Origin of the sequence: Pseudoalteromonas aliena (genome assembly GCF_038155085.1) — a bacterium.
GTDB classification, from domain to species: Bacteria; Pseudomonadota; Gammaproteobacteria; order Enterobacterales; family Alteromonadaceae; genus Pseudoalteromonas; species Pseudoalteromonas aliena_A.
The window spans coordinates 145,542-171,681 of sequence record NZ_JBAKAU010000002.1; the positions used below are offsets into that span (position 1 = coordinate 145,542).

The 26,140-nt window shown below is 38.6% G+C and carries 23 protein-coding genes; 10 read left to right on the forward strand and 13 right to left on the reverse strand.

The window, feature by feature from the left end:
• Positions 1-25: 25 nt before the first annotated feature.
• Genes hisH through hisG form a run of 5 tightly spaced genes read right to left on the reverse strand, consistent with a single transcriptional unit; the run spans position 26 to position 4,976 of the window.
• On the reverse strand, positions 26-616 hold the full coding sequence (gene hisH / locus V6260_RS03455; RefSeq protein WP_004586382.1) for an imidazole glycerol phosphate synthase subunit HisH: 591 nt from the start codon (positions 614-616) through the stop codon (positions 26-28).
• Positions 613-1,674 (reverse strand): bifunctional histidinol-phosphatase/imidazoleglycerol-phosphate dehydratase HisB, encoded by a 1,062-nt coding sequence (hisB, locus tag V6260_RS03460; RefSeq protein ID WP_341592689.1) that lies wholly within the window; start codon positions 1,672-1,674, stop codon positions 613-615. Before hisB ends, hisH begins: the two co-directional genes overlap by 4 nt.
• Entirely contained in the window at positions 1,671-2,780 is a 1,110-nt protein-coding gene (gene hisC, locus V6260_RS03465) for a histidinol-phosphate transaminase (RefSeq protein ID WP_341592690.1), read from the reverse strand. Before hisC ends, hisB begins: the two co-directional genes overlap by 4 nt.
• On the reverse strand, positions 2,770-4,071 hold the full coding sequence (hisD, locus tag V6260_RS03470; protein ID WP_341592691.1) for a histidinol dehydrogenase: 1,302 nt from the start codon (positions 4,069-4,071) through the stop codon (positions 2,770-2,772). The genes hisC and hisD overlap by 11 nt, the downstream gene beginning before the upstream one ends.
• 5 nt (positions 4,072-4,076) lie before the next feature.
• Entirely contained in the window at positions 4,077-4,976 is a 900-nt protein-coding gene (gene hisG / locus V6260_RS03475; RefSeq protein WP_341592692.1) for an ATP phosphoribosyltransferase, read from the reverse strand.
• A gap of 436 nt (positions 4,977-5,412) precedes the next feature.
• On the opposite strand from hisG, the gene V6260_RS03480 reads away from it, so the two are divergent.
• Positions 5,413-5,661, forward strand: coding sequence for a hypothetical protein (locus V6260_RS03480; protein WP_341592693.1), 249 nt, complete (start codon positions 5,413-5,415; stop codon positions 5,659-5,661).
• 77 nt (positions 5,662-5,738) lie between these two features.
• Here the strand turns inward: V6260_RS03480 and V6260_RS03485 are convergent, their stop codons facing one another.
• Together V6260_RS03485 and V6260_RS03490 are read right to left on the reverse strand one after the other, a co-directional pair.
• Complete coding sequence (locus tag V6260_RS03485; RefSeq protein ID WP_341592830.1) at positions 5,739-7,592, reverse strand: cytochrome c/FTR1 family iron permease; 1,854 nt, start codon at positions 7,590-7,592, stop codon at positions 5,739-5,741.
• 283 nt (positions 7,593-7,875) lie between these two features.
• Positions 7,876-9,159, reverse strand: a complete 1,284-nt coding sequence (locus V6260_RS03490) for a sodium:proton antiporter (RefSeq protein ID WP_341592694.1) — start codon at positions 9,157-9,159, stop codon at positions 7,876-7,878.
• A gap of 316 nt (positions 9,160-9,475) precedes the next feature.
• Here V6260_RS03490 and V6260_RS03495 point away from each other — a divergent pair, with 316 nt between their 5' ends.
• The 3 genes from V6260_RS03495 to V6260_RS03505 all read left to right on the forward strand — a co-directional run bounded on the left by V6260_RS03495 (position 9,476) and on the right by V6260_RS03505 (position 12,501).
• Positions 9,476-11,392 (forward strand): ATP-dependent DNA helicase, encoded by a 1,917-nt coding sequence (locus tag V6260_RS03495; RefSeq protein ID WP_341592695.1) that lies wholly within the window; start codon positions 9,476-9,478, stop codon positions 11,390-11,392.
• A gap of 9 nt (positions 11,393-11,401) precedes the next feature.
• The gene (gene tsaB / locus V6260_RS03500; protein ID WP_341592696.1) at positions 11,402-12,103 is read left to right on the forward strand and encodes a tRNA (adenosine(37)-N6)-threonylcarbamoyltransferase complex dimerization subunit type 1 TsaB; all 702 of its coding nucleotides are present in this window, start codon (positions 11,402-11,404) and stop codon (positions 12,101-12,103) included.
• A gap of 68 nt (positions 12,104-12,171) precedes the next feature.
• Positions 12,172-12,501, forward strand: coding sequence for a hypothetical protein (locus V6260_RS03505; RefSeq protein WP_341592697.1), 330 nt, complete (start codon positions 12,172-12,174; stop codon positions 12,499-12,501).
• A 60-nt stretch (positions 12,502-12,561) separates the two neighbouring features.
• On the opposite strand, the gene V6260_RS03510 is transcribed toward V6260_RS03505, so the two are convergent.
• Positions 12,562-13,851, reverse strand: a complete 1,290-nt coding sequence (locus V6260_RS03510) for an alkaline phosphatase (protein WP_341592698.1) — start codon at positions 13,849-13,851, stop codon at positions 12,562-12,564.
• Positions 13,852-14,259: 408 nt separating this feature from the next.
• On the opposite strand from V6260_RS03510, the gene V6260_RS03515 reads away from it, so the two are divergent.
• The 3 genes from V6260_RS03515 (at position 14,260) to rnd (ending at position 18,061) form a co-directional block, all read left to right on the forward strand.
• Positions 14,260-15,111 (forward strand): alpha/beta hydrolase, encoded by an 852-nt coding sequence (locus tag V6260_RS03515; RefSeq protein ID WP_341592699.1) that lies wholly within the window; start codon positions 14,260-14,262, stop codon positions 15,109-15,111.
• Positions 15,112-15,226: 115 nt separating this feature from the next.
• Complete coding sequence (fadD, locus tag V6260_RS03520) at positions 15,227-16,879, forward strand: long-chain-fatty-acid--CoA ligase FadD (RefSeq protein ID WP_341592700.1); 1,653 nt, start codon at positions 15,227-15,229, stop codon at positions 16,877-16,879.
• A gap of 51 nt (positions 16,880-16,930) precedes the next feature.
• Positions 16,931-18,061 carry a ribonuclease D gene (rnd, locus tag V6260_RS03525; RefSeq protein ID WP_341592701.1) on the forward strand — a complete coding sequence of 377 codons (1,131 nt, stop codon included), beginning with the start codon at positions 16,931-16,933 and terminating at the stop codon, positions 18,059-18,061.
• 369 nt (positions 18,062-18,430) lie between these two features.
• Here the strand turns inward: rnd and minE are convergent, their stop codons facing one another.
• Genes minE through minC form a run of 3 tightly spaced genes read right to left on the reverse strand, consistent with a single transcriptional unit; the run spans position 18,431 to position 20,215 of the window.
• On the reverse strand, positions 18,431-18,694 hold the full coding sequence (gene minE / locus V6260_RS03530; protein WP_007377619.1) for a cell division topological specificity factor MinE: 264 nt from the start codon (positions 18,692-18,694) through the stop codon (positions 18,431-18,433).
• A gap of 1 nt (position 18,695) precedes the next feature.
• Complete coding sequence (gene minD / locus V6260_RS03535; protein WP_341592702.1) at positions 18,696-19,505, reverse strand: septum site-determining protein MinD; 810 nt, start codon at positions 19,503-19,505, stop codon at positions 18,696-18,698.
• Positions 19,506-19,510: 5 nt separating this feature from the next.
• Entirely contained in the window at positions 19,511-20,215 is a 705-nt protein-coding gene (gene minC / locus V6260_RS03540; RefSeq protein ID WP_341592703.1) for a septum site-determining protein MinC, read from the reverse strand.
• 155 nt (positions 20,216-20,370) lie between these two features.
• Here minC and V6260_RS03545 point away from each other — a divergent pair, with 155 nt between their 5' ends.
• Together V6260_RS03545 and V6260_RS03550 are read left to right on the forward strand one after the other, a co-directional pair.
• Complete coding sequence (locus V6260_RS03545; RefSeq protein WP_341592704.1) at positions 20,371-20,658, forward strand: YcgL domain-containing protein; 288 nt, start codon at positions 20,371-20,373, stop codon at positions 20,656-20,658.
• On the forward strand, positions 20,651-21,667 hold the full coding sequence (locus V6260_RS03550; protein WP_341592705.1) for a lytic murein transglycosylase: 1,017 nt from the start codon (positions 20,651-20,653) through the stop codon (positions 21,665-21,667). The genes V6260_RS03545 and V6260_RS03550 overlap by 8 nt, the downstream gene beginning before the upstream one ends.
• A 40-nt stretch (positions 21,668-21,707) precedes the next feature.
• Here the strand turns inward: V6260_RS03550 and V6260_RS03555 are convergent, their stop codons facing one another.
• A complete protein-coding gene (locus tag V6260_RS03555; RefSeq protein WP_341592706.1) occupies positions 21,708-22,253 on the reverse strand; it encodes a GbsR/MarR family transcriptional regulator in 546 nt (181 codons plus the stop codon).
• 202 nt (positions 22,254-22,455) lie between these two features.
• On the opposite strand from V6260_RS03555, the gene adhP reads away from it, so the two are divergent.
• Entirely contained in the window at positions 22,456-23,466 is a 1,011-nt protein-coding gene (gene adhP / locus V6260_RS03560) for an alcohol dehydrogenase AdhP (protein WP_341592707.1), read from the forward strand.
• Positions 23,467-23,540: 74 nt separating this feature from the next.
• On the opposite strand, the gene V6260_RS03565 is transcribed toward adhP, so the two are convergent.
• Positions 23,541-25,961 carry a TonB-dependent receptor gene (locus tag V6260_RS03565; RefSeq protein ID WP_341592708.1) on the reverse strand — a complete coding sequence of 807 codons (2,421 nt, stop codon included), beginning with the start codon at positions 25,959-25,961 and terminating at the stop codon, positions 23,541-23,543.
• Positions 25,962-26,140: the final 179 nt, after the last annotated feature.

Consider the following 26,140-nt stretch of genomic DNA (forward strand, 5'->3'; position numbering starts at 1 on the left):
TCTTTATTGTTGGTTAATGGGCAGTTTATAGCTGCCAATCAACAAAATTTTGTAATAAACGTGTGCCTACTTTTGCACTGCGCTCTGGGTGAAATTGCATACCAGCGTAGTTGTCTTTAGCAACAATGGCTGAAAAGGTTTGGCCGTATTCGCCGCTTACAAGTGTTGCATCGTTTACGGTGTGCGCAAAGCTATGTACAAAGTACACTTGCTCGTCTTGTGTTAAGCCTTTAGTAAGTGCATGCTCTTTATTTACGCTTAAGTTATTCCAACCCATATGCGGCGACGTTAAATTGCCAACATCAAGGGCTTTTACTTGCCCTGGTATTTTACCTAAGCACTGTACGTTACCTTCTTCGGTGCTTTCGCACAATAACTGCATACCTAAACAAATACCCATCAATGGGCGCTGGTATTCGTTTATTGCTTGTTGCCAGCCGTTATCTACTAGGCGTTTCATAGCAACTGATGCATGGCCAACGCCGGGTAATATAGCGCGCTCAAAACCCGCTAATTGCTCTGGGGAAGTAATTACTGTTGGCGTTTGCCCTAAGCGTTCAAATGCAAAGCGTACAGAATTTATATTGGCACAACCGGTATTAATTATGGCAATCATAAACATCCCTTAGAGCTGGCTGTTTGTTGGCTCGTGTCTTGTGCTACTGCCATACGAAGAGCACGTGAAAACGCTTTAAATAAACCTTCTACTTGGTGATGGCAGTTACCATCGCTTACCGATAAAATAAGGCTAATAGCAGCATTATCGCTTAAGCTTTTAAAAAAGTGTTCAACCATTTGTACGTCTAAGTCGCCGGCTTTTTCGCGGCTAAAATTAGCGTTTAATACAAACGAAGCACGGCCCGATAAATCAATTTGTGCCTCTGCTTTACATTCATCCATTGGCAGTGCAAAACCATAGCGTGCAATTTGCGATTTAGTACCAAGTGCTTGTTTAAGCGCAACACCGAGTGCAATACCAATGTCTTCAACAAGGTGGTGCTCATCTATGTGTAAATCGCCTTTGGCTTTAATATTTAAACCAATGTTTGCGTGGGTGCGAATTTGATCAAGCATGTGATCAAAAAAGCCAAGTCCGGTGTCTATGCTACCGTTTTTAGTTTGATCTAGATTTATGGCTACATCAATTTGGGTTTCTTTGGTGTTACGCGTAACACGGCCTTCGCGGTTAGCTGTGGTTAGCCTGGTAACAATGGCAGGCCAGCTGCCATCGTACAAAATGCCTTCACAACATAAATTTTGTGCAAGGCCAATATCTGTTTGGCGATCGCCAATCACATATGAACGTGCTAAATCAACTTTGCCAGAGCGCATCAGCTCAGTTAATAAACCTGTTTTAGGTTTACGGCAATCACAGTTTTGCTCGTCAAAGTGTGGACAAATTAATACTTCATCAAAGCTAATGCCTTGGCTTTGCATTATGTCCATCATTTTATCTTGTGCTATGTCAAAGTCAGCAGTCGGGAAGCTGTCTGTGCCTAAGCCATCTTGATTCGATACCATCACTAAACGGTAACCGGCGGCTTGTAATTGTAATAACGCCGGGATAACACCTGGCAAAAAGGCAAGTTTTTCTAGGCTGTCTACCTGTTTGTCGGTAACTGGCTCTTCAATTATGGTGCCGTCGCGGTCAATAAATAAATAGGGGTTACTCATGATACTTCGTTTCCTGCTAATGGTGCTGTGGAAGCTGGCGTTTGTAAGCCATCTAACCAAATTTTTACTTGTTCGAGCTCTTGTTCACTACCAATTGAAATTCGTAGCCAATCGTCTTCACCGTATAGGGTAAACGCGCGCATTACTAAACCTTGCTCAAGTGCTACTTTAAAGTAGTTTTTGTTGGCTAATTTTAAGGTAACAAAGTTACCTTCACCAGTGAGAATTTTTAATGCAGCAGGAGAGGCGTTTAACCACTGTACAAGTTTAGCTTTTAAGCTATTTAAAATAGTCACTTGGCGGCGCATTGATGTAATTGCATCAGGTGCAATTGCTTGCGCTGCAATACTTGCCACCACACCCGATACCGGATACGGCGCAATTACTTTACGAATTGGCGCCAGTACACTTTGTTGTGCAAGTGTAAAACCAGTTCTAAGACCTGCAAGTGCAAATGCTTTTGATAGTGTGCGCAGTACCACTACATTACTAAATTCGTTTATAAGTGCTGTGGCGCTTTGCTCTGGGCAAAATTCAATATAGGCTTCATCAACAATTACTAAAGCTTTACCCGCAAGGGCTGTTGCAATTGCTTTTACTTTATCAAGAGGCGTTAAGCTACCCGTTGGATTATTTGGGTTACAAATAAATACCAATTTTGAGCTGCCAAGAGCTGAAACTATTTCATCTACACTACCATCAAGTAATAGCGCTTGCGTTAGGCTATTAATAGCAACGTTATGAGTATCAGCCGTTACTTTGTACATACCGTAGGTTGGTAAAAATAACGCAATGCTGTCTTTTGCAGGTTCGCAATAAGTGCGTACTAAAAGCTCAATGCCTTCATCTGCACCGCGCGTCATTAATACATTTTCGCTTTTAAGCTCTGTATAAGCTGCGTAGCGGTCAATCACCAGTTGCGGTTGTGGATCAGGGTAGCGATTTAAGTCCTCAATACTGAGCTCAATCTTTTTAGCATACGGGCTTTCGTTAGCATTTAGCCACGTAGTACCAGTTAGCTTCTCACTTTTTGCAGAGCTATAGGCAGCAAGTGCTGCAATATTTTGCGGTAATAAGCTTGTTGCTTGTGCGCTCTCATTGCTCATTTTTAATTGCCTCTAAACGAATTGAAACCGCATTAGCGTGGGCATCAAGGCCTTCAGCATCTGCAAGTGGTAAAATAGCTTTTGAAAGCTGCGTTAAACCACTTTTACTTATTGTTTGTACTGTATAAGTACGGAAAAAATCAAGTAAGTTCAAGCTCGAGTACGTTGCACTGTAACCATATGTTGGTAACACGTGGTTGGTACCCGATGCATAATCGCCTGCAGATTCTGGAGTGTAGTCACCTACAAATACTGAGCCTGCATTTTTAACTTTATCTAGGTAAGGAGTTGCATCGCCTAGTTGTAAAATTAAGTGCTCTGGGCCGTATTGCGCCGATACTTCAAATGCTTGCTCAACTGAATCAACCAAAATAAGTGAAGAATTAGCAAGCGCTTGCTCGGCTGTTTCTTTGCGGCTCAAATTAGCTAACTGGCGTGTAAGTGCCTGCTGAGTTTGTTCTATAATACTTTCGCTGTTACATAGTAAAATAACTTGCGAGTCTGCGCCGTGCTCTGCTTGAGAGAGTAAATCGGCGGCTATAAATTCTGGGTTTGCACGTTCATCTGCAATAACTAATACTTCAGAAGGACCTGCTGGCATATCAATTGCCATACCTGGGATAGTTTGCGCAACAAGCTGTTTAGCCATTGTTACGAAGCTATTACCTGGGCCAAAAATTTTGTTTACTTTAGGAACCGATTCGGTGCCATATGCCATTGCTGCAATTGCGCCTGCGCCACCACTTTCTATCAAAGTAGTAATGCCACATAACTTAGCTGCATATAAAATAGCAGGGTTAATTGCTTTGTCACCTTGTACCGGCGTAGCTAGTACAACGGTTTTAGCACCGCTTAACTGTGCTAATACACCTTGCATAATAACCGACGATGGCAGTGGAGCACTGCCACCGGGTACATATATACCGACTGCTTCGATGGCTTGATATTTCAGTTCACATACAACGCCTGGTTGGGTCGATAATTTAATATCTTTTGGCAACTGCGCTTCGTGAAAACGTTTAACATTTGCATAAGCTGTGTCAATTGCGTATTTAAGCTCTGCACTTAGTGCTTGCTCAGATGCGTTAATTTCATCTAGCGGTACACGCAAACGTGGGTTAGCTCTATTATCAAACTCTTTGGCCATGCTAAGTAAGGTCTCATCGCCTTGCTCTTTTACATTAGCTAAAATAGTTTTGCATATTGCTTCAACCTTTGCGCTTACAGAAACTGCAGGGCGCATTAGCGCCGCTGCTTGTACTTGTGAAGATTCCTCATTCCAACGAAGCATGGTACTTACTCCATCATTTTTTCAATTGGCATAACTAAAATAGAGTTAGCGCCTAGGGCTTTTAACTGCTCCATTGTTTCCCAAAATAATGTTTCACTGCTTACCATGTGAAGTGCTACGTACTCTTCGTTACCAGCAAGGGCAAGTAGAGTAGGTTGACCAGAACCAGGTAAGATTTCACAAATTTCATCAAGCTTGTTTTTTGGAGCGTGTAACATGATGTATTTGCTTTCTTTAGCTTGTCTAACACCACGTAGGCGCGGCATAAGCTTATTGATTAGTGCTAGTTTGTCAGTGTCTTGAAGATCTTTATTTTGAATTAAACATGCGTTTGATTCTAAAATTGTATCACCTTGAATTAGGCCGTTAGCTTCAAGTGTTGCGCCAGTAGATACTAAGTCACAAATTGCATCAGATAAACCTGCTCGTGGTGCTACTTCAACAGAGCCAGTAAGCATTACTGTACTTGCGTTAATGCCTTCGCGCTTTAACCACTGAGTTAAAATTTCTGGGTAGGTAGTTGCAATACGTTTGCCTTCAAACCAGCTCTTATCGCGAGCGCCTAGCTCTTGTGGCCATGCAAGTGCAAGACGACAGTAACCAAAATCTAGTTTTGAAAGTTTGTTTACTTCGCTTGGAACACCTTGACGTTCACGTTCTGCTTGAACTTCTACTAGTACGTTTTCGCCAACGATGCCTAAGTCACATACACCGTCCATTACTAAGCCCGGAATATCGTCATCGCGCACACGTAGTACGTCAATTGGCATATTAGTTGAGTGTGCAATTAAGCGTTGTTCACGTAGGTTTAATTTAACACCTAGTTGCTTTAGTAAATCTTGACAATCTTTAGACAGGCGACCGCCTTTTTGGATGGCGATACGTAGACGATTTGTGTTACTCATTATTCATTTTCCTTTAATTTAAAAACTAAAAACCCCGAGGGGAACCTCAGGGCGAAAATGAATCAATGTGTTTTGAATCGCCAGAGGTTCCTTTTAGGAATAACCTCTCAGCGAAAGACCTGACAGGTTATTCCGGTGAATGGTGGTGATGATGTACTGTTGTCAGGTTTAAGCGCATTTTTATATCCTATTTTTCTTAACACTATTTAGTGAGCATTAAGCTTTAATCTGTTTCAATAAATTTCGCATTCATAAAAACATAAACCGCCTTGTTAAGGCAAGTTTTTTTTTACCTAATTAAAGCATATCTTATAACGGTCGATAATATTGAGAGCTAAACCTCACTTTTTGCTGTGTTAATGTTTAAAATATAGACAAGTTAGGCCTTATTTGGTCGTTTTATCTAATTTAGTAAATTAATGTCAGGGAGAAATGTATGGATATAATGATCCCTTTTTTAGGGAAAATATCACGACTTGAACTCGAGCCAAAAGGCGCTTTTCACATTGCAGGTGTGCAAAATACGCCGCAAACACAAAAAATTAAGCTGGAAAATGAAAAAAAGCAAACGCTAAATAAAAAACGGTTAGAAACAGCTCAGAGCGACAAAAGCGCAAACACCGATAATGACAAAGCGATTACCGTAGATGGTGAAGGGAATAAACATTTAGATACGTGGGCATGATTTGAATTAATAATAGTAAAAAGCCACGAATGACTTTTTACTATTATGAGCGTATTGTTCTTTACGCCTTATATTTGTTAGTGCTTTTTAGCTTTAATAATATAAAAGCTAAATATGGTTACAACAGCAATTTGTGCTATAAAACCTTGCCACGTAGATTTTAAACCAAGTAGTGCAATATCAAAGTTTATCGGCATTGAGCTTATAGCAACTATATCAGCCTCTTGTAATGCAATGACAGCTTTACCCATTAATACAAAGGCAAGTACAAATAATAAGTACGTGGTATAAGCAAAAAACTTTGCAATAGGTAACTTAATCGAATATTTGACTAACACCCATGCAATAAGCGCTAATAAAGCGACACCTAATATAAACCCAATAGCCACCGATGAATACTGCGCTTGTGAGCTTTGCGTTAATAACGACTGATAAAATAATACGGTTTCGAATACTTCACGGTATACGGCAATAAAAGAAAGCCCTGCTAAACCCCATAATGTACCCGACTCAAGACGTTTATCAATATTGTCTTTTATGTATTTTTGCCATTGTTGTGCACTGGTTTTACTGTGCATCCATACGCCAACATATAGCAAAATAATAGCTGCAAATAGGGCGCCAGCACCTTCCATAACTTCGCGGCTTGCACCACTTATTTGTATTAATGTTTGCGCTGCTACCCATGTTAAGCCACCAGCAATGAGTGCGATTACCCAGCCTATATGAACGTACTTAAGCGCATCTTGGCGCTGCGTTTTTATAAGCACAGTCATAAGGGCAATAATAACGAGGAGTGCTTCTAAGCCTTCGCGTAGTAATATAACTAAACTTGCTGAAAGTAGGGCGCCATCAGTAAGCTTGGTTTCGTTTAGCATGCTATCTGCTTTAGCGAGTTGATCTAGCGCCGCATTTACTTTTTCGTTAACGATGGCAGCATCTTTCTCGTTTTTGAAGGTTTGACGCAGGTTCATCAGTTGTACTTCGATGTTTTTACGCAAAGTTTCGTCGTAAGCATTTAAGTTATTTTCAACAAGCTCAAAGCCATCTAGGTATGCACTAATTGCTAAATCACTTGCTTGTGAATAATTACCTTTAGCATGCGCTGCTTGCGCTGCAAGTAACTGTGTGCGAGTAACTGTTATCGGATTCTTTTTACCGGTAAATAATTGCTCAGGATTACCACGTAACCATTTAACGTAGTGTGCTTGCGCTTCACTTTGACCCGCTGATAATTGTGCAGGGTTTAGGTTTACAATTTGCGAAGCGGTAATATTTTGCTCTACATTTTGCGGTTTTTGAACATCTTTAAATGCCAAGCTACCTACATAAAAAGCTAAAGACCAACGTTGTTGTTCATTAAATTGAGTAAATGCAACCATTGGTGTGTCGTTAATACCGTTACTTACAGCGTCAAATAAACCCATTAATGAGCGATTAGTTGCGCGTTCTTCATCGGTAAAGTTGGTAGGCTCTGGTGATAAGTTTTTTGCTAGCGGCCCGTCGCCTTGACCACCTGAGCCGTGACACATTGAGCAGTTAGCAGCAAAAAGTGCTTTAGTTTGCCCAAGGGGAAGTAGTGATGTAGGTAGCGATAGTTGCGGCATAAACACAAGAAGTGATTCACGAAGCGCTGAGCTTGCTGCACGTACATCGACAACACTCGCTTTATTGGCAATCGCTGTATGCAGTACTTTAGCTTGTGCCTTTACTGTATCAAACTCATTGGTTTGGCCTGATAGCTGTCCAGCTTGCTCAATAATGACGTGCGAAAATTCAGTCATTTCTTGATATTCGTCGGGGTCTAGTATTTCACCATTTCCAACAGCTGCCACGTAATCTACACCTACATACTCTGCAAGCTGTGCAATTTGTTTTATTTTTGTTTGCTCATTAGGTGAGGCCGACACATTGAAGCTTGCCATAGCCATTATAAAAAACACAAAAAAACAATGAAATTGTCGTTTGCCCAGAGATACCAAATTAAAAAACACGTGAGAATTATTTTTGGACATTGAAAAGCCCTACAGAGGAAAAGCCAAAATTATAATTGTTTTCATTTGCATTTCAAGCGGATTAATTTAAACAAAGAAGATAAATAAAAAGGATAACAATTTATAGAACTTTAAAGTGTTTTTGTAACACGAGAGTAACAGTAACCAAGTGATTTATATAATAACTTGGTTACTGAGTTGATTGCTCACAAAGCTTTTATTATTTTGCTTGCTCAGCTGACTTAATGCTGCTTTGAATAAGCGGCGAGATAGTTAAGCCTTGTACAATAATAGAAAATATAACCACAACGTAAGTAACAATAACGATTAAGTTATGTAAGTCAGAGCCGCCTACAAAAACTTCCTCGCGTGGTATAGCTGCCGCCATTGCCAGTGCTAGACCACCACGAAGACCACCCCAGGTTAAAATTTTAACGCTGTGCTTGTCGTAAGTTCTAAAGCGTTTAAAAACGACAAACGGCGCGCCTACACTTATAAAGCGTGCAAGTAATACAGCTGGCACCATTAATAAGCCTAAAGCAATCTCCTCAAGAGTGATTGGCATAGTGACTATTAGCATACCTATTATCAAAAATAGCAGAGCATTTAAAAAGCTATCGGTTGCATGCCAAAAATCTTTTACGTAACGAGTATCTTCAGGGCCCGTGCGCTCGGTTGCTTTAGTACGAGTAATGTTACCCATTAATATGCCACTGGTTACCATGGCAAGTGCGCCTGATATTTCCCAAATATTTGCAGCGGCAAAACCTGCGCTAGGAATAGTTAAGGTAATTAATAAGCGAATATTTACATCGCGGCTATTAATAATTAAAAAATGGCCAACTAATGCAATGACTAAACCAAACGCAATCCCGCCTATGGCATCAACAAAGAATAGCTCTGCTATGTCGCCAAATTGTGCATCGGTACCATAAAAAGCAACTGAGAATATAGTGGTAAATATAACTAAACCAATACCATCGTTAAATAGCGACTCACCCTCTACTTGAACTGAGATGCCTTCTGGCGCTCGCATTTGTTTAATAATAGCAAGTACAGCGATAGGGTCGGTTGGGCTAATAAGCGCGCCAAACAATAAACAGTATATAAAAGGCACATCAAAACCAAAAACTGAAAATAAATAAAAGCTTAAATAACCGACTATAAATGTGGAGGCAATAGTTGAAAATAGCACTAATGCGGTTATTTCCCAGCGCTGTTTACGAAGCGCCATAAGGTTGATTTCCAGTGCGCCAGCATAAAGTAAAAATCCGAGCATACCTTTGAGTAATAATTCATTAAAATTAATGCTAGAGACGATTTTGGTCATGGCTAACGCATTTTGATCACCTAATAATTTAACGGCAACAATCAATAATAAAGAAATAACGACTGAGCCAGTTGTAATGGCAATAGTAGTTTGCATTTTGAGGATATATTGGTTTGCAAAAGCAATAAAAATTGCAATGGCAGAGAGAAAACAAATGAGATACCAAGCATTCATTGGCTAACCTTACTATTTATTTACGATAGAAAAAAAGGAAATTTTAAACCCGCGTATGGTACTCCTGTAATATTTCAGAGTCACAGTTTTTATGTCTAAATATAGCTTTTAATACGGATTATTTTTAGTAAGAGTTAATAACAAATTAGGCTTTGTAAATATTGTCACCATTAAATTAAATGTACGTTATAAATACAGAGGGTATTGTAAAATCGAATAATAAAATGCGTGTTAACCCATTAAATAAAAGTGGATTTTGTAATTACTTGCCCTTAATGGTTTGCTTACGTAAAATCCCGCTATTATTTATTTTAAAGTGATTGGTATTATCAAACAGCTGTTTAGTGCAACCGGACCTTTGGCGTTATCATTAGATGGTTATACGCCTCGTCAACCACAAATTGATATGGCTGTAGCTGTTGCAGATGCATTAAAAAACAGCTCACAACTAGTTGTTGAAGCAGGAACGGGGACAGGTAAAACATTTGCATACTTAGCCCCTGCACTTAAGTCAAAAGGGCGCACGATAATATCAACAGGTTCTAAAGCCTTACAAGAACAGTTATATCACCGCGATTTACCGCAACTAGTTAAAGCTTTAAGTGCTTCAAAAAAAACCGCCTTATTAAAAGGGCGCGCCAATTACCTATGCACCTACCGACTTAATCAACATGTTGCACATGTGCCTACTGACGATTCTGACGTAATGCATCAACTAGCCATGGTTGCTAAATTTGCCAGCGAAACGCAATCAGGCGATTTAGCTGATTGTATCGGTATAGAAGATGATGCAAAAGTACTGCCTTATGTAAATTCAACAGCCGATAATTGTTTAGGTAAAGAATGCCCAGACTTTCAAAGTTGTTATATACGTAAAGCGCGATTAACAGCAGCTGATGCTGATGTTGTTGTTATTAATCATCATTTATTTTTTGCTGACATGGCTGTAAAAGAAAGTGGCTTTGCTGAGCTTATGCCAAAAGCCGATGCTTACATATTTGATGAAGCCCATCAGTTAAGCGAAATTGCCAGTGACTACTTTGGTGAAAGTGTTAGTACTAAAAAGCTGGTGGACTTAATTAATGACTTACGTGCTATTTATAGAGCCGAAATTCCCGATATGCTGCAGCTAGGTAAAAGCTTAAATAAGCTTGAAACAAGCGCTGCTGATTTACGATTACAGTTTGGTGTTGATGGCAGTAGAGGCGATTGGCGAGAAAAGCTCAGCGATAAACAAATTTGTGCGGCACTTCATCGTGTTATCAGTGATTTAGATTTTGTTTATCAAGTACTTAAACTTTGCCTAGATAGAAGCGATAAAATAGAGCACCCGTTTGAGCGTGCATTGGCATTTAAAGGCCAGTTAGAGCGTGTTTTTGATACGGCTCAAACTGGTTTTAGTTACTGGTATGAAACAACGCGCCGTTATTTAACGATTAATATAACGCCATTAAACGTGTCAGCTAAATTTGCTCAAATGATGCAAGACACGGGCGCAGGCTTTGTATTTACATCAGCTACACTTTCGGTCGACAACAAACTAGAGCATTTTAATGCAAGCCTTGGTTTAAAACCAAAGCAAAGCATGATGGTAGACAGCCCATTTGATTATCCTAATCAGGCGCTGCTGTGTTTACCGCGTTACTTACCCGAATCGCACGCTGATAATATGCCACATGCCATTGTAAAATTAACACTTGAGCTTATAAAGTCAGCGCAAGGGCGTTGTTTTGTGTTATTTACCAGCTATAGAATGATGCACTTAGTGGCCGAAGGGCTCACCACACAAATAGACTACCCAGTTTATATGCAGGGACAAATGTCTAAGCGTATTATTTTAGAGAAATTTACCCGCCATGGTAATGCAGTATTACTCGGCACGGCTTCTTTTTGGGAAGGTGTTGATGTACGCGGCAGTACGTTAAGCTGTGTTATTATAGACAAGTTGCCATTTGCGGCCCCTGACGATCCATTGCTTCAAGCTAAAATGCAAGATTGCCAAATGCAGGGAAAAGACCCTTTTTCACACATACAATTACCGCAGGCTGTTATTGCGCTAAAACAAGGTGTAGGGCGCTTAATTCGAGATAGTAAAGACAAAGGCGTACTTGTAATATGCGATAATCGCTTAGTTACACGCCAATATGGCCAAGTATTTTTAAAAAGCTTACCGCCGATGCGCCGCACGCGAAGCTTAGAAGATGCCAATACATTTTTAAAACAAATTAATTAGAGTAATAAAATGATCAAAAGTAATATTCTTGCCCTTGATGCTTCAACTGAAGCACTTTCAATTGTTTTACATTTTCAGGGCCAAACATTTCATCATTTTGAAGAATGTCCGCAGCAACATAGCCAAAAAATATTGCCACTTGTGGATGAACTATTAACTAAAGCAAGCTGTAAATTAAAAGACTTAGATGTCATTGGTTTTGGGCAAGGCCCTGGCAGTTTTACTGGTGTGCGTATTAGTGTAGCAATAGCACAAGGTTTAGCGTATTCAACTAACTTGCCGCTTGTAGGTGTGTCTACTTTGGCTACTATGGCGCAACAAGCGTTTGAGCAAAACGGCAACCTGAGTGTTTACCCAAGTATAGATGCGCGTATGGGTGAGATATACTTTGCACATTACCAAGCGCAAAATCATCTAATGCTTTTAGTTAACCAAGAATGCGTTATAAAACCTGATTTACTAAATAATGATTATATAGCGACTACAGAGCAATCTGTAGCAGTGGGCACGGGCTTTAAAACTTACCCTGATGTGCTTAATGAGTTTGAAAATGTGACAATTAATACTGATATTACATTGCCTGATGCACGTTATATGTTAGCACATGTTGAAGCCGTGTTTTTAGCAGGGAATGTTGTAAAAGCGAGTGATGCTCAACCTAAATATGTACGCGATACGGTAACGTGGAAAAAGCTACCAGGACGTGAGTAATCATATTATTTGCAAATTGGTTGTTTTTAAATCATAATTTTAGCTATGTTTAAGTTTGGAGTTTGTTTATGACATTGCCAATTGGTTCTGGTTTTTTTGCCGGGGATATTCCTGGTAGAGTAAGCTCAAAAAGTGTTGTCACAAATAAACCTCAAAGTGTTGTTGATCAAAATACAACGCAAAAAACAAACACTGAGTATGTAAAAAGCAGTAAAGAGGGTGTAGATCGCGCAAATGAGTTTTTTAAAGCCAGCGCGAGTACTACGCAGTTCAGCCAAACAATTTACGATCAGCCTACTGCACAAGTTAGCAAAGCAATTTCTACTTATACAGAGTTTGCTAATTTAGAACGCAGAGCAGAAGTACAAGACCTAATAGGCGTAGATATATACGCTTAAAAGCCTTTAAAAACAAAAAGCCCGAACAAGTGTTCGGGCTTTTGCGTTTAGTGCTAACTATTATTTTTCAATAAAGCCAATTAATTTATCTGCAATATCGGTATTGTTTTGTGAACCAATAAATTGCTCACTCCCTTTACCATAAGCAAACACTTGTACGTCTACTGCGGTATGCCCGCCTGTAGTCCAACCAGTAAAGCTCGTATCACTAATAATACTTTTAACAGCTAAATTAAGCGCCTTATCGCCCATTTTCTTAGCTTGCTCAAGCTTTATTTTATTTTCAGCCGTAAATTCAATGTTAGTGTTAGCATTCCATACTGATTTTAGGTCGTCTGATTCAAGTAATTGCTGAGTTAATTTACCTGCTGTTGCTTTAACACCCTTCACTACATTTGTTTCCCATTTATATTGACCGTGTGCGCCAAGGGTTAAACCACCAGTAGAGTGATCGGCTGTAATTACTAATATGGTATCTTTATTTTTATCAACATACGCTTTTGCTTTTTCGATTGATTTAGCAAAGTCATCCATTTCTGCCATGGCACACGCAATATCATTTGCATGTCCACACCAGTCAATTTGACTGCCTTCAATCATTACAAAAAAGCCTTCTTTATTTTGGCCATCAAGTAAATCAAGTGCTTTGGAGGTAAGCTGAGTTAAACGCGTTGGGTTTTCATCAAGTGCAAAAGGTAGGCCTTTAGGGGCATATAATCCAATTGCAGGCACTTGCGTTATTTGATCTAGGTTTTTAATATCGTCGCCATATTGATAACCTGCAGCTTTAAACTCATCTACTAAGTTACGGTCTTTGCGAATAAAATACTGAGTACCACCGCCTAACATTAAATCGACCGGTAATTTACCTGCAATTTTGTTATCGATATAGTCATTGGCAATATCATCGTAATTATTGCGTGATTCATTATGTGCTGCAAAGCTTGCTGGCGTAGCATGGTTTATTTGTGATGTCGCAACAAGTGCGGTGGTCATCCCTTGTTCTCGGGCTACTTCTAACATTGTTTTTACAGGTGCTTTTTTGGTATCTACTGCAATAGCGCCGTTATAACTTTTATGACCGCTGCTAAGTGCAGTAGCACCTGCAGCACTGTCGGTTACATAAGTATGATCATCAGGGTAAGTAGTAGCCATGCCAGTTAAAATTGAATCAAATACTGTTTTTTCAACGTCTTTGGTGGCTGGGTCGTCTTTAAAATAGCGATAAGCAGTTGTATACGCAGGACCCATACCGTCACCAATCATATATATGACATTTTTAGGCGCAGACTCTGCTTGTACGCCAGAAGAAGCACATAACAGTGCTAATAAGCTTAATTGTTTTTTCATTGTTGTACCTTATGAGTGTACCTTATTTAATAGCCGCTGATATTGTATACCGATAGCCTTATAAATAAATGAATATCTAGCGTTTTTGTAATAATTGCGCTTTAAGAATATTAAATAAGAGCTAACATTAGGGGTATTTATTATATTTATACTAGTTATACACCTTATATATAAAGCAAATTAGAGGGTTTTTTAATCTATCATGGGGCGATAACACATGTTTAAAATATATCCGTATCTAAATAACTTCATTAAGTCTATGAAATATAGATACATTAAAAGCATTGGCGTTTTTTTATAAATCAAATATATATTACATGCTGAATTTTGGCACCATTTGAGGGGTTAGTGGTCTGACAACATGTATGATATAAATACTGACGCGCTTAAATAAGTAAGGAGTTTTATGTGCAGCCATTTGATATTAAAACAAACAACTTACATATTCATGGCTTAAAAGTTGGTTCTGGCACCGAGATAGTTATAGCGCTGCATGGTTGGTTAGATAATTGTCATAGTTTTTTGCCTATGTTGAATAATTCAAAGCCTTATCAAACATGGTATTGTATTGATTTAGTAGGGCATGGCTTATCAAGTTGGCGAAGCGATGATGCACATTATTATTTTGTAGATTATATTAATGATTTACATGAGTTTATAACTGCACTTAATTTTAAAAAAATACACCTAGTTGGGCATTCTATGGGGGCTATGGTAGCGGGGCTTTATGCTAGCTGTTTTAGTGAAAGGGTTAAAAGCGTAACCTTTATAGAAGGCATAGGGTGTATAACGACGCCAAGCGATGAAGTATGTGAGCAGCTTAAAAGTGCAGTTTTAAACAGGGCTAGATTAAAAAATAAAAAACCGCGTTTTTATAAATCTAAACAACAAATTTATGATGCGCGTGCTCAAACAACTGACTTAAATAGTAAGCAAATAGCGTTGTTAATGCGGCGCAATATACAAGAGCTTACAGAAGGTTTTGTTTTAACCACTGATCCTAAGCTCAAAAATCATTCAGGTTTTAGGTTTGATGAAGCGCAATGTATTGGTGCAATAAAAGAATTAACTGCACCATGTCAGTTAATTTTAGGGAACGAAGGGTATTCGTTTGTAAAACAAAATTTAGAAAAGTATATTATTTATTACAATGACTTAAAGGTAATTAATGTGTCTGGTGGGCATCATTGCCATATGCAAAGCAGTGAGTTATGTTTTAAGCATATTCAAGACTTCATGCAGCAAAATGGTGCATGTTAATTGTAAGTTTACGTAAAATGTGGGATTATTCCTGCATTAGAGTATTTGCTCAATTGTGAAAGTGCCTTACTTAGATTAAGGTTAATAAAAATATAATTATAAACAGGGGCTAAGAGTGGAAAAAATCTGGCTTAAGCGCTACCCAGAGGGTATGCCTGAAACAATCGATCCTGAGCATTATAACTCGTTACTCGAAGTGTTCGAAAAAAGTTTTTCTGATTACAAAGATTTACCTGCATTTACTAACATGGGTAAAACTTTAACTTATGATGAAATAGATAATGCTACAAAAAGAGTAGCGTCATATATTCAAAATGATTTAGGTTTGAAAAAAGGCGACAAAGTCGCTGTTATGATGCCTAACCTGTTACAAACCCCTATTACTATTTTAGGTGTACTTCGCGCAGGTTGTGTTGTGGTTAATGTTAACCCGCTATATACAGTGCGTGAGCTTGAGCATCAGCTTAAAGATTCTGATACTACCGCTATTTTTATCTTGGCAAACTTTGCAGATACGCTTGAAAAAGCACTAGCTAAAACAGATGTAAAACACATTGTTGTTACGCAAGTGGGTGACTTAGTTGGTGGTGTTAAAAAGCATATAGTTAATTTTGTAGTCAAGTACGTAAAGAAAATGGTGCCAAACTACAGTTTACCTAATGTAATTAAATTCTCTGATGTACTTAACGCCGATGCTGCCAAATATACCCGCCCGGAAATGCAATTATCTGACTTAGCTTTCTTACAGTACACAGGTGGTACTACCGGTGTATCTAAAGGTGCAATGCTTAGCCACGGTAATATGGTCGGAAATCTCGAGCAAGTATCGGGATGTTTGGATAAAGTATTAGATAGAGGCACAGAAGTAGTTGTTACTGCTTTACCGCTTTATCATATCTTTGCTTTAACGGCGAACTGTTTAACGTTTATGAAATACGGTGGTTTAAACGTATTAATTACAAACCCACGTGATATGCCTGCGTTTGTAAAAGAGCTTAGCCAGCACAACTTTACTGCAATAACCGGAGTAAACACATTATTTAATGGTTTATTGAATACCCCTGGTTTTGCGGAACTTGATTTTAGTCATTTAAAAATGTCGCTTGGTGGTGGAATGGCCGTTCAGCGCCCAGTAGCTGAGAGATGGCAAAAAGTAACAAGCTCAAAATTAATGGAAGGTTATGGTTTAACTGAGTGTGCACCACTTGTAACCGTAAGCCCATACGATTTAGAAGCTTATAATGGTTCAATTGGTTTACCTGCGCCAAACACAGAAATTAAGCTTATGCTTGATAATGGTGAAGAAGCAGCCAAAGGCGAACCGGGTGAGTTATGGGTTAAAGGTCCGCAAGTAATGCTTGGTTACTATAACCGCCCAGATGCAACAGCTGAATGTTTAAAAGACGGCTGGTTTGCAACAGGCGATATTGCTACATATGATGATGAAGGTTTCTTTTACATCGTTGACCGTAAAAAAGACATGATTATTGTTTCTGGCTTTAATGTTTTCCCAAATGAAATCGAAGAAGTTGTTGCGATGCATGATGGTGTGCTTGAAGTAGCAGCTATTGGTATTCCTCACGAGGTAAGTGGTGAACAAGTTAAAGTTTTTGTTGTTAAAAAAGACCCTTCTTTAACTGAAAAAGATATAATAAGTCACTGTCGTGATAATTTAACTAATTACAAGGTTCCGAAACTGGTAGAGTTTAGGGATGAGTTGCCTAAAACTAACGTAGGTAAAATACTCAGAAGAGCCTTGAAAGATTAGCAACCTATAAAAAAGCCGACATATGTCGGCTTTTTTATTGTAGGAGATTAAGTGCAATACCAATTGATTGAAACCCAGAATCAACTTAATACATTTGTTGAGCAAATTAAAAAAAAACCTATTTTAGCCATAGATACTGAGTTTATGCGTCGTCGAACTTTGTATCCAGAAGTTGCACTTATCCAAGTTTTTGATGGTGAGCATTTAGCGCTTATCGATCCTCTTGCTGAGCTCTCATTATTCGATTTTTGGGAAATACTAAAAGATCCTAGTGTTTTAAAAGTATTGCATTCTCCTTCAGAAGATATTGAGGTTTTTCAAAAATACGCAGGTTTTGTTCCATCCCCACTTTTTGATACACAATTTGCATTACAGTTACTTGGAGAAGGTAACTGTATGGGCTTTGCTCTTATGGTAAAAGAGTTACAAGATATTGAAATAGATAAGAGTGAGTCACGCACTAACTGGTTGCAACGTCCGTTAACTAAAAAACAATTAGATTATGCAGCTGCCGATACTTTTTATTTATTGCCGTGTTTTGAACTTATTATAGAACGCATTAATGCTGCAGGGTTCTTTGACATCGTAATAAACGAGAGTGAGTTAATTGCAAATAAACGTGCGTTTCAAACACCCGATGATCTTTTATATAAAGACATAAAAAATGCATGGCAATTAAAACCGCATGAGCTGGCAGTACTAAAAGAACTTGCTGTATGGCGCAGAAACAAAGCTATCAAGAAAAATTTAGCGCTAAATTTTGTGTTAAAAGAACATAATATGACTGAAATTGCCAAACGTGGGCCTTCGAGCTTAAACTCGCTTAGGCAAATTCCGGGTGTTGAATCGATGGAAGTTAATCGCTCAGGTGTAGAAATACTAAAATGTATTGAAACTGCTAAAGCAATGCCTGAAGAGCTTCATCCTCCTGTGCTTAAACGTTTAATAGATTTTCCCTCTTATAAAAAAGTAGCTAAAGATATAAAACAAAAGATCACTAAAGTTGCTAAAGATCACAATATACCAGAAGATGTTATGGCTTCTAAAAAGCAAATTAATCAATTGATTAGTTGGAATTGGAAGTTAACTAATGAGCAAAAACAGAGTCATATAAAACCTGATTTATTGAGCTCTTGGCGATATATCTATGTGAAAGACTCTTTAAAAGAATGGGATACTTAAGGCTAAGTACTTTCTTTAACTGTGTAATACTTATACCAATCTGCAATAATACTTAATCATTTTGCGGCGCTAAACGTGTCGTTACTTGTGTTAAAAAATCTCATTTACGACTGCATGGATGCAGAAGGTAGAGCAATGCAGGAGCAATTGCCGAGAACAACTAAATAGCGTTTTTTCGCCTAGTTATCAACACGTTTTTCCTCCCCAAAATAGATCACTTAATTAAGCGAATTGGTATTATCTATAGTTTTTGTGTTACATGTGGAAAAAGTTTTAGTTGCATTCAAGGGATTAAAACGTAGGTATTTAGAAAGTTATCGCAAAATAAATGAAAATAAAGAGGGCGCTTATAAAGCACCCTTTCTTCAATTATTTTTTTTCTTCATCAGGTAGTGTAACGTTTAGCTCAAGTACAGCCAAATCGTCTTCGTTTTGATCAAACTGTACCTGTACTGCATCGCTACTCACATTAACGTATTTACGGATCACATCTAAGATATCTTGTTTTAATTGTGGTAAGTAATCCGGTGTTCCTCGCTGAGAACGTTCGTGCGCGACAATGATCTGCAATCGCTCTTTTGCTAGTGACGCGCTGTTTTTCTTTTCTGAGCGGAAGTAGTCAAGTAAAGACACATTAACCTCCAAAAATCCGTTTAAATAAGCCTTTTTTCTCAACATCTAGGAAGCGAAAATCGATTGTTTCACCGAGCAAGCGGTTAATCGCGTCAGCATAGGCTTGTCCCGCATCAGACTCACTATCTAGTATAACAGGCTGGCCTGAGTTAGATGCGCTCAATACTGCTTGCGACTCAGGAATAACGCCTAATAATGGAATAGATAGAATATCTTGTACATCTTCTACCGATAACATTTCACCTTTTTCAACACGTTCTGGATTGTAGCGTGTTAATAATAGGTGCTCTTTAATATTTTCTAGGCCTTCTTCAGCACGTTTTGATTTGCTGTGTAAAATACCTAAGATACGATCAGAATCACGTACAGAAGAAACCTCTGGGTTTGTTGTTACAATTGCTTCATCAGCAAAGTACATTGCCATCATAGCACCGGCTTCAATACCTGCTGGTGAATCACATACAATATAATCGAAATCTTCTTTTAGTTCATTTAGTACACGCTCAACACCGTCACGTGTCAGTGCGTCTTTATCTCGAGTTTGTGAAGCGGGTAGCAAAAATAACTTTTCAACCCGTTTGTCCTTTATAAGCGCTTGGTTAAGGTTTGCTTCTCCGTTGATTACATTTACAAAATCGTAAACCACACGGCGTTCACAACCCATAATTAAGTCAAGATTACGTAAACCAATATCAAAGTCGATAATAACTGTTTTATAGCCTTTTAACGCTAAGCCTGTGCCAATTGCAGCACTTGATGTTGTTTTACCAACACCGCCTTTACCTGAGGTAACGACAATTACTTTTGCCATGAGATTTATCCTTTAACCAAAGCTGAAATTTCTAATGATTCGTCTTTTTGTTGTATTTGCACTGCATTTCCCCAATATTCACCTTGCAGTGAATCACTGATCCAATAACTGCCATCTATTGAAACCAGCTCGGCTTCAAGTTTTTGGCAAAAAATGTGTGCTTCTTTAAAACCTTTAGCGCCTGCAATAGCGCGACCGCGTAGTGTGCCATAAATATGCACATTACCATCGGCAATAACTTCAGCGCCGTGACTTACCGCGCCAAGTACTATCAAATCTCTATCTTTTGCATAAACTTGTTGTCCAGAGCGAACTGTACCGCTGATAATTTGCGCTGGTAAATGAACAGTTTTTTCTACAATTGATGTATTAACCTCTTGTTTAACAGGTTCGTTCTTAACGTCTTGTGAATAATTCAAAACGGATAAACCAGCAGCTTTAGCCTGAGTATGCTGCTCATCTGATCCATTACACACGCCCACAGCGTTAAAATTCATGCGCTCAATTAACGACTTCAAATGTACGAAATCAAGGGGAGTGTTTTTAATTTCTATTAAATTAACGACAATAGGCGCCCCCTTAAAAAACTTAGGGGCTTGGGCTATTTTTATATACAATTGCTCTGCTAAAAGGTTGATATCAGTACTATAGAGATGCAAAACTGATAACGTAAAAAGATTCCCTTTTAACTCAAAAATTTGGTCCGACATACACACTCAATTGAATTGCCTGATTAGAAATCAATTTTAGATAAACGCAGGCTGAATAAGGCCTTTACTGAAATTTCTAATCTGATTTTTCTAACTTATTATTACTCTCATGTTATAGTGTGCGGCATTGTTAAGCAAGAATTTATAGGGTCATAATGCTCACTGCAGTATATAAAAGTAAGAAAAAAGCGGATACGTTCTTATTTGTTGAAAAAAGAGATGATTTTAGCAAAGTACCGGAACCTTTGATGACTATGTTTGGTCAACCTGTTTATGTGATGATCATCAATTTAGCAAAACGTGAGCATTTAGGTGGTGCAGATTTAGAAACTGTAAAAGCATCGTTATCAAACCCTGATAAAGGTTACTACTTACAAATTCCACCACCTGAGCAAAATTTGCTTAGCCAATTACGAAAAGACAATGGAGTTGATAGTGATTAAAAAACTTATCGTTATATTATGTGGTGTATGTTTAATCTCACCTGTAGTGGCAAAAACTCAGGCTGAATTTCAAGATTATTTGGCGAATTTAAAGCAAGAAGCCATCGCAAAAGGTTACGAAGCCAAACTTATTGAAAATGCGTTTGCAACAGCAACGTATAAAGAAAAAGTAGTTTCGGCTGACAAAAATCAACCAGAAGTAAAAGAAACCCTTGAAACGTATTTACCAAAACGTGTACCACAATGGAAAATTGACCGTGCACGTAAGCTTTACTCAGAAAACAAAGAGGTACTTGAAAAAGTAGCGAAAGAGTTTGGCGTACAAGCACGCTTTATAGTGGCATTATGGGGCCTTGAAAGTAATTTTGGTACAATTCAAGGTGGTCATAACGTTATTTCATCATTAGTGACACTTGCTTTTGATGGACGCAGAGAAGCGCTTTATAAACGCCAACTTTGGGCAGCACTGGATATTTTAAAATCGGGTCACATTACCTTAGATAAATTTAAAGGGTCGTGGGCAGGTGCTATGGGGCAAACACAATTTATGCCTACATCGTTCAACGCTTACGCGGTTGATTACAATAACGATGGCCGGAAAGACATTTGGACCACAAAAGAAGATGCTTTTGCTTCAATTGCTAATTATTTAAAGCAAGAAGGGTGGAACGATTCACTGACTTGGGGACGCCAAGTTCAACTACCTGAAAACTTTGATAGTAAATACGTTTTAGTACGCGGTACTAAGACACGTAAGCAGTGGTTAGAGTATTGGAATGACTCAGAGCGCTCATTAGCTGATTGGCAAGCATTGGGTGTTCGTAAAGCCGATGGTTCTGATTTACCTAATGTAGACGTACGTGCTGCACTGGTTATGCCTGATGATATAAACGGACGCATGTACTTAGCGTACGATAACTACAAAGTGTTTATGCATTGGAATCGCTCGTATTACTTTGCCACCAGCGTAGGTTATTTGTCGGATAAAATTGGATACCCAAAAATCTAATTATTAAAATGTGTATATAAATAAAGCCGCAATTGCGGCTTTATTCTTTTTTAAAAATCTTATCTTTTAAGTCAATAACTTTACCAATACCAGAGCCTAGCTTCATCAGCTTATTAAGTTGCTCTGGCGTTAAACGCTGCAACTCTGAAGACCATTTTGTAACGGTTTCAAGTAGGTTGTGAATTTCACCCATTTGTTTTTGTGCGTACAGTTCGTCATCGTTACTGGCCTCGTCTAATAAGTTGTCGCGCAGTAGAGAAAGAGTTGGCTCAATTTCACGTTTTTTTCGTTCTTCAAAAACACGATTGGCCATGTCCCAAATTCCACCAGCAGGTGCATAATACTCTTTTCTATCTCCAGGCTTGTGATGTACTTTTATTAATTGCCATGATTGTAATTCTTTTATGCCCATGCTTACGTTACCACGTGAAATACTCAGCGAATCCGCTATTTCGTTTGCAGTCATGGGTTCTTTAGTAATGATCAATAAGCCACACATTTGCCCTATGGTTCTATTGAAGCCCCAGCGGCTGCCCATTTCGCCACAATGCATAACAAAGGCAAAATTCTTTTCGGATAAACTCATTGCTTAATAACTTTCAGTAATTTCAGAAACTAAATGCTAGCACGCTCATTTTGGATAGCAAGTTCTTAGCCATTTTATAAATCAATTTTAACGACTAAAGTATGATTTAGATTAATATTTGTACATCTGTATTAGGGTATGTTGTACACAACAATACGTAAATTAATCTTTTTCTTATTTTTTTAAATACGATGGAATGACAATGAAAGCTGCAATTAATAATGAATACAAAGGTAAATTACAAATAACAGATTTACCAATCCCTGAGGTTGGAATAAATGATGTTTTAGTTAAAATAGCAGCCTGTGGTGTTTGCCATACTGATTTACATGCTTGCCATGGTGATTGGCCAGTAAAACCAAAAATGCCATTAGTGCCTGGGCATGAAGGTGTTGGTGTTATTGATAAAGTTGGCAGCAACATTAAGCATTTAAAAGTTGGCGACAAAGTGGGTGTACCTTGGCTTTATAGTGCTTGTAGGCATTGTGAATTTTGCCTAGATGGTAAAGAAACACTCTGTTTATCGCAGCATAATACCGGCTATTCTATTGATGGTAGCTATGCAGAGTATTGTTTAGCGCACGGTGACTACGTTGTAAAAATACCAGAAGGACTCGGTTTTTCTGAGGCTGCTCCATTATTTTGCGCAGGTGTTACAACTTATAAAGCATTAAAAGTATCTGGTGCTAAACCTGGGCAATGGGTTGCTATTGTTGGTGTAGGCGGGCTTGGCCATTTAGCAGTACAGTACGCTAAAGCAATGGGCTTTAATGTAATAGCTGTTGATACAGGTAAAGAAAAGCTCGCACTTGGCAAAGATCTTGGCGCAGATATAACCCTCGACTTTAAAGAAGTTGTTCCTAGCGAAGCTATTTTTGAACAACTTGGCGGTGCGCATGCTGTAGTGTGTACTGCTGTGTCTAAAGCTGGATTTGAGCAAGCTTATAAAAGTGTACGCCGTGGCGGTAAATGTGTATTAGTCGGATTACCTCCAGAGGATATGCCACTGCCTATTTTTGATACAGTTCTCAATGGCGTGTCAGTAGTGGGCTCTATTGTTGGTACGCGTAAAGATTTGCAAGAATGCTTGGAATTTGCCGCCCAAGGGAAAGTAAAAGCGATTATTAAAGAAAAACGCTTAGAGGACATTAACGAAATTTTTGATGATATGCTCAAAGGTGAAATTAACGGTCGCATAGTGGTTACACTTTGATTTAGCCGTTAAATAAAAAGGCATACCCAAGCAGGCATGCCTTGATTATATGTTTTAACCAATCAGTTGCATGATTATAGTGTGTAACTAAAGCTTAATTTAGCGTTACGTTCTTCACCTGGCATACCGCCTAAGAACATTGCTTTAGAGTAATACTTTTTGTTAAACAGATTGTTTAAGTTTAGCTGCATGTGCCATTTATCTGTAGTGTACGAAACCGCTGCATCATAAACTGTGTAGCTAGGTACGTAACCATCAGGAATACTAAACGAACTTGAATTAGTACTTCTGTTATCTACAAATGTAATACCACCACTTATATTTACAGCTTCAGGTAAGTTAAACATATTTGCGTAGTAGGTTACCCACGTACTTGCTGTTACGTAAGGCACACCTTTTTGGCGTGTGTCGTAACTACTGCTGTTTGGATTACTTTTGTCACGTGCATCTTGATAAATACCGTTTACGTTTACTTTCCATTTATCGTTCAAGTAAGCATTTAAATCAAGCTCAACACCTTTTGTTTGCTCTTTACCATCATAATAGCTCTCAGGTACATTTGAGCCTGATGTTAAAGCGTCATAAAGCGGGTTTGCGTATTCTAAATTAGTACGAGAGCTTTCAAATACAACAACAGATGCTAGTAGTTGGTCATCAAACGCTTTAAATCTGAAGCCTAGGTCGTTACTTATAGACTCTGAATCTTCTCGGTCAGCTTCATTACCTGCCACTGAGCCTAATACACTATAGGCTGTACGGCCTTTTGAATGATTTACAAATACAGATAAATCTTCAGATGGCTGATACGTTGCACCAAGGTTATATGTTAAGCCAGAATCTGATGTACTCGCTTCTGGAGTTGGCTCTGCACGGCTAGAACTGTAACGCTCATCAACACCAAAGTGCTCATAAGTTTGCTCAATTCGGTTATATGCTACACCAATACGCGTTGTAAGTTTTTCAGTTATGTAGCCTACATGTTGAATACCTAAGCCCCATGCTTGTACCTTTTTATTGTAGTCACTTGTTTTAAGTGGATCGTAATCTTCAAAGTTACCGGTTGGCCAATTTGGGTCTCTGACATCGTAAATATACGGTAAAGAACCTTGGTACGTTACATCACCAACATTGTTTGTGAGTACGTAATCTTGATCCCATATTGAGAATTGTTTAAAACGGATATCTCTATCTTCGTAGTTGGCGTTAACAAGCAATTCGTTATCTACGTCGCCTAACATAAAGTCATAACGTAAATCTAAAAAGTACTGCCACGATTTTTCATCGGCTTCTACTTGGCGGTATTCTTGGCGGCGTGCTGCAAAGGGGTAAAGTACGCCGTCTTCAACTAAAGGTGCACGAGGGTCATTATTAATAATGCCACTGCGCGTTGAATAGACGTAGTTATATGCACCTGTTTGGCGTGCAAAACTAGATGTGTAGTTGCGGTACTGTAGCTGCTGGTTTAAAAACAAATCGTCAGTAATGTAGTAGTTATGCGTTAATTTAAAACGTAGCTCTTCGCCTTCGTTGGCATCAGCCATTGGTGAAATAATACCATTTGTGCCAAAGCTATAAGGTGTTAAGCCATCAGATGCAGATAGCGAATTAGCAAGTTGGTCGCGTTGTGCATCACTTAACTGTACGCCGCTTCCTGTTGGATCGTTTACTAAATCGGCACCGGTTACTTCACCTGCGCTTAAACCGTTTGCAGTTTCTGCGTTGTAAATACGAATAGGGTGACCAATAGAATCAACCGCTATTTCATCTTTTATATATGCCGCAGAAAGCATGATGTTTTGTCTGTCATTAAGCACGTATTTAAGTGAGGTATAAATTTCGTCGCGATCTTCTTTTAAATCACGAAAGCCGTCACTTGACGCTGTTTTAGCCATTACACGATAGGCCAAGTCATCTGTTATAGCGTTAGTGCTATCAAACGATAATGAATAGCTATCCCACTGGCCAAGCTCAACCGATACTTTGTGTTTTTCTTCAAACTCTGGCTTTTTCTCAATTAGGTTAATTACGCCACCCGCACTACCAATGCCATATAAACCGGTTGCAGGGCCTTTTAAAACCTCAACAGATTCAACATTTGTAAGTGAGCGAGTTGGGTTAAATGTATTACCTAAACCTGCGCCACCGTACATGCCATCGTAGGTGTAGTTTGCGTCTAAACCACGAATGACTAAGTTATCGCCAATACCGTAGTTATTACCAGCTTGTGTTAAACCACTTACGTTTCTAACTAAATCTTGTAGGCTATCTACACCTTGAGATTCAATAAGTTCACGGTCAATAATAACAACCGGTGCAGGTGTTTCCATTAAAGACATGTCTGATTTAGTCGCAAGACCAGAACTCATCACCACGCGGTTTTGTTTTTCGTATACGCTGATGCGTTCAATATCGGCATCAACTTGTGTATTTTGGGCAAATGCCATATTTGCATTTAAACAAGCAAGAGTAATAAGAGAGTACTTAAACGTTTTCATAAAGTGATAACTATTCGCGTTATTGAATTTGCGCGAATGATAATGGTTATTGTTTTTAAAGTGAATAGAAAGTTCATTTTATTTGATTAAATAAAACTGTTCGGATAATTAATAGACAAAAAAAAGTCTAATAGGGGACGGTGTACCTTTTATGGCATATTCAATGTGGTGAAAGTTTT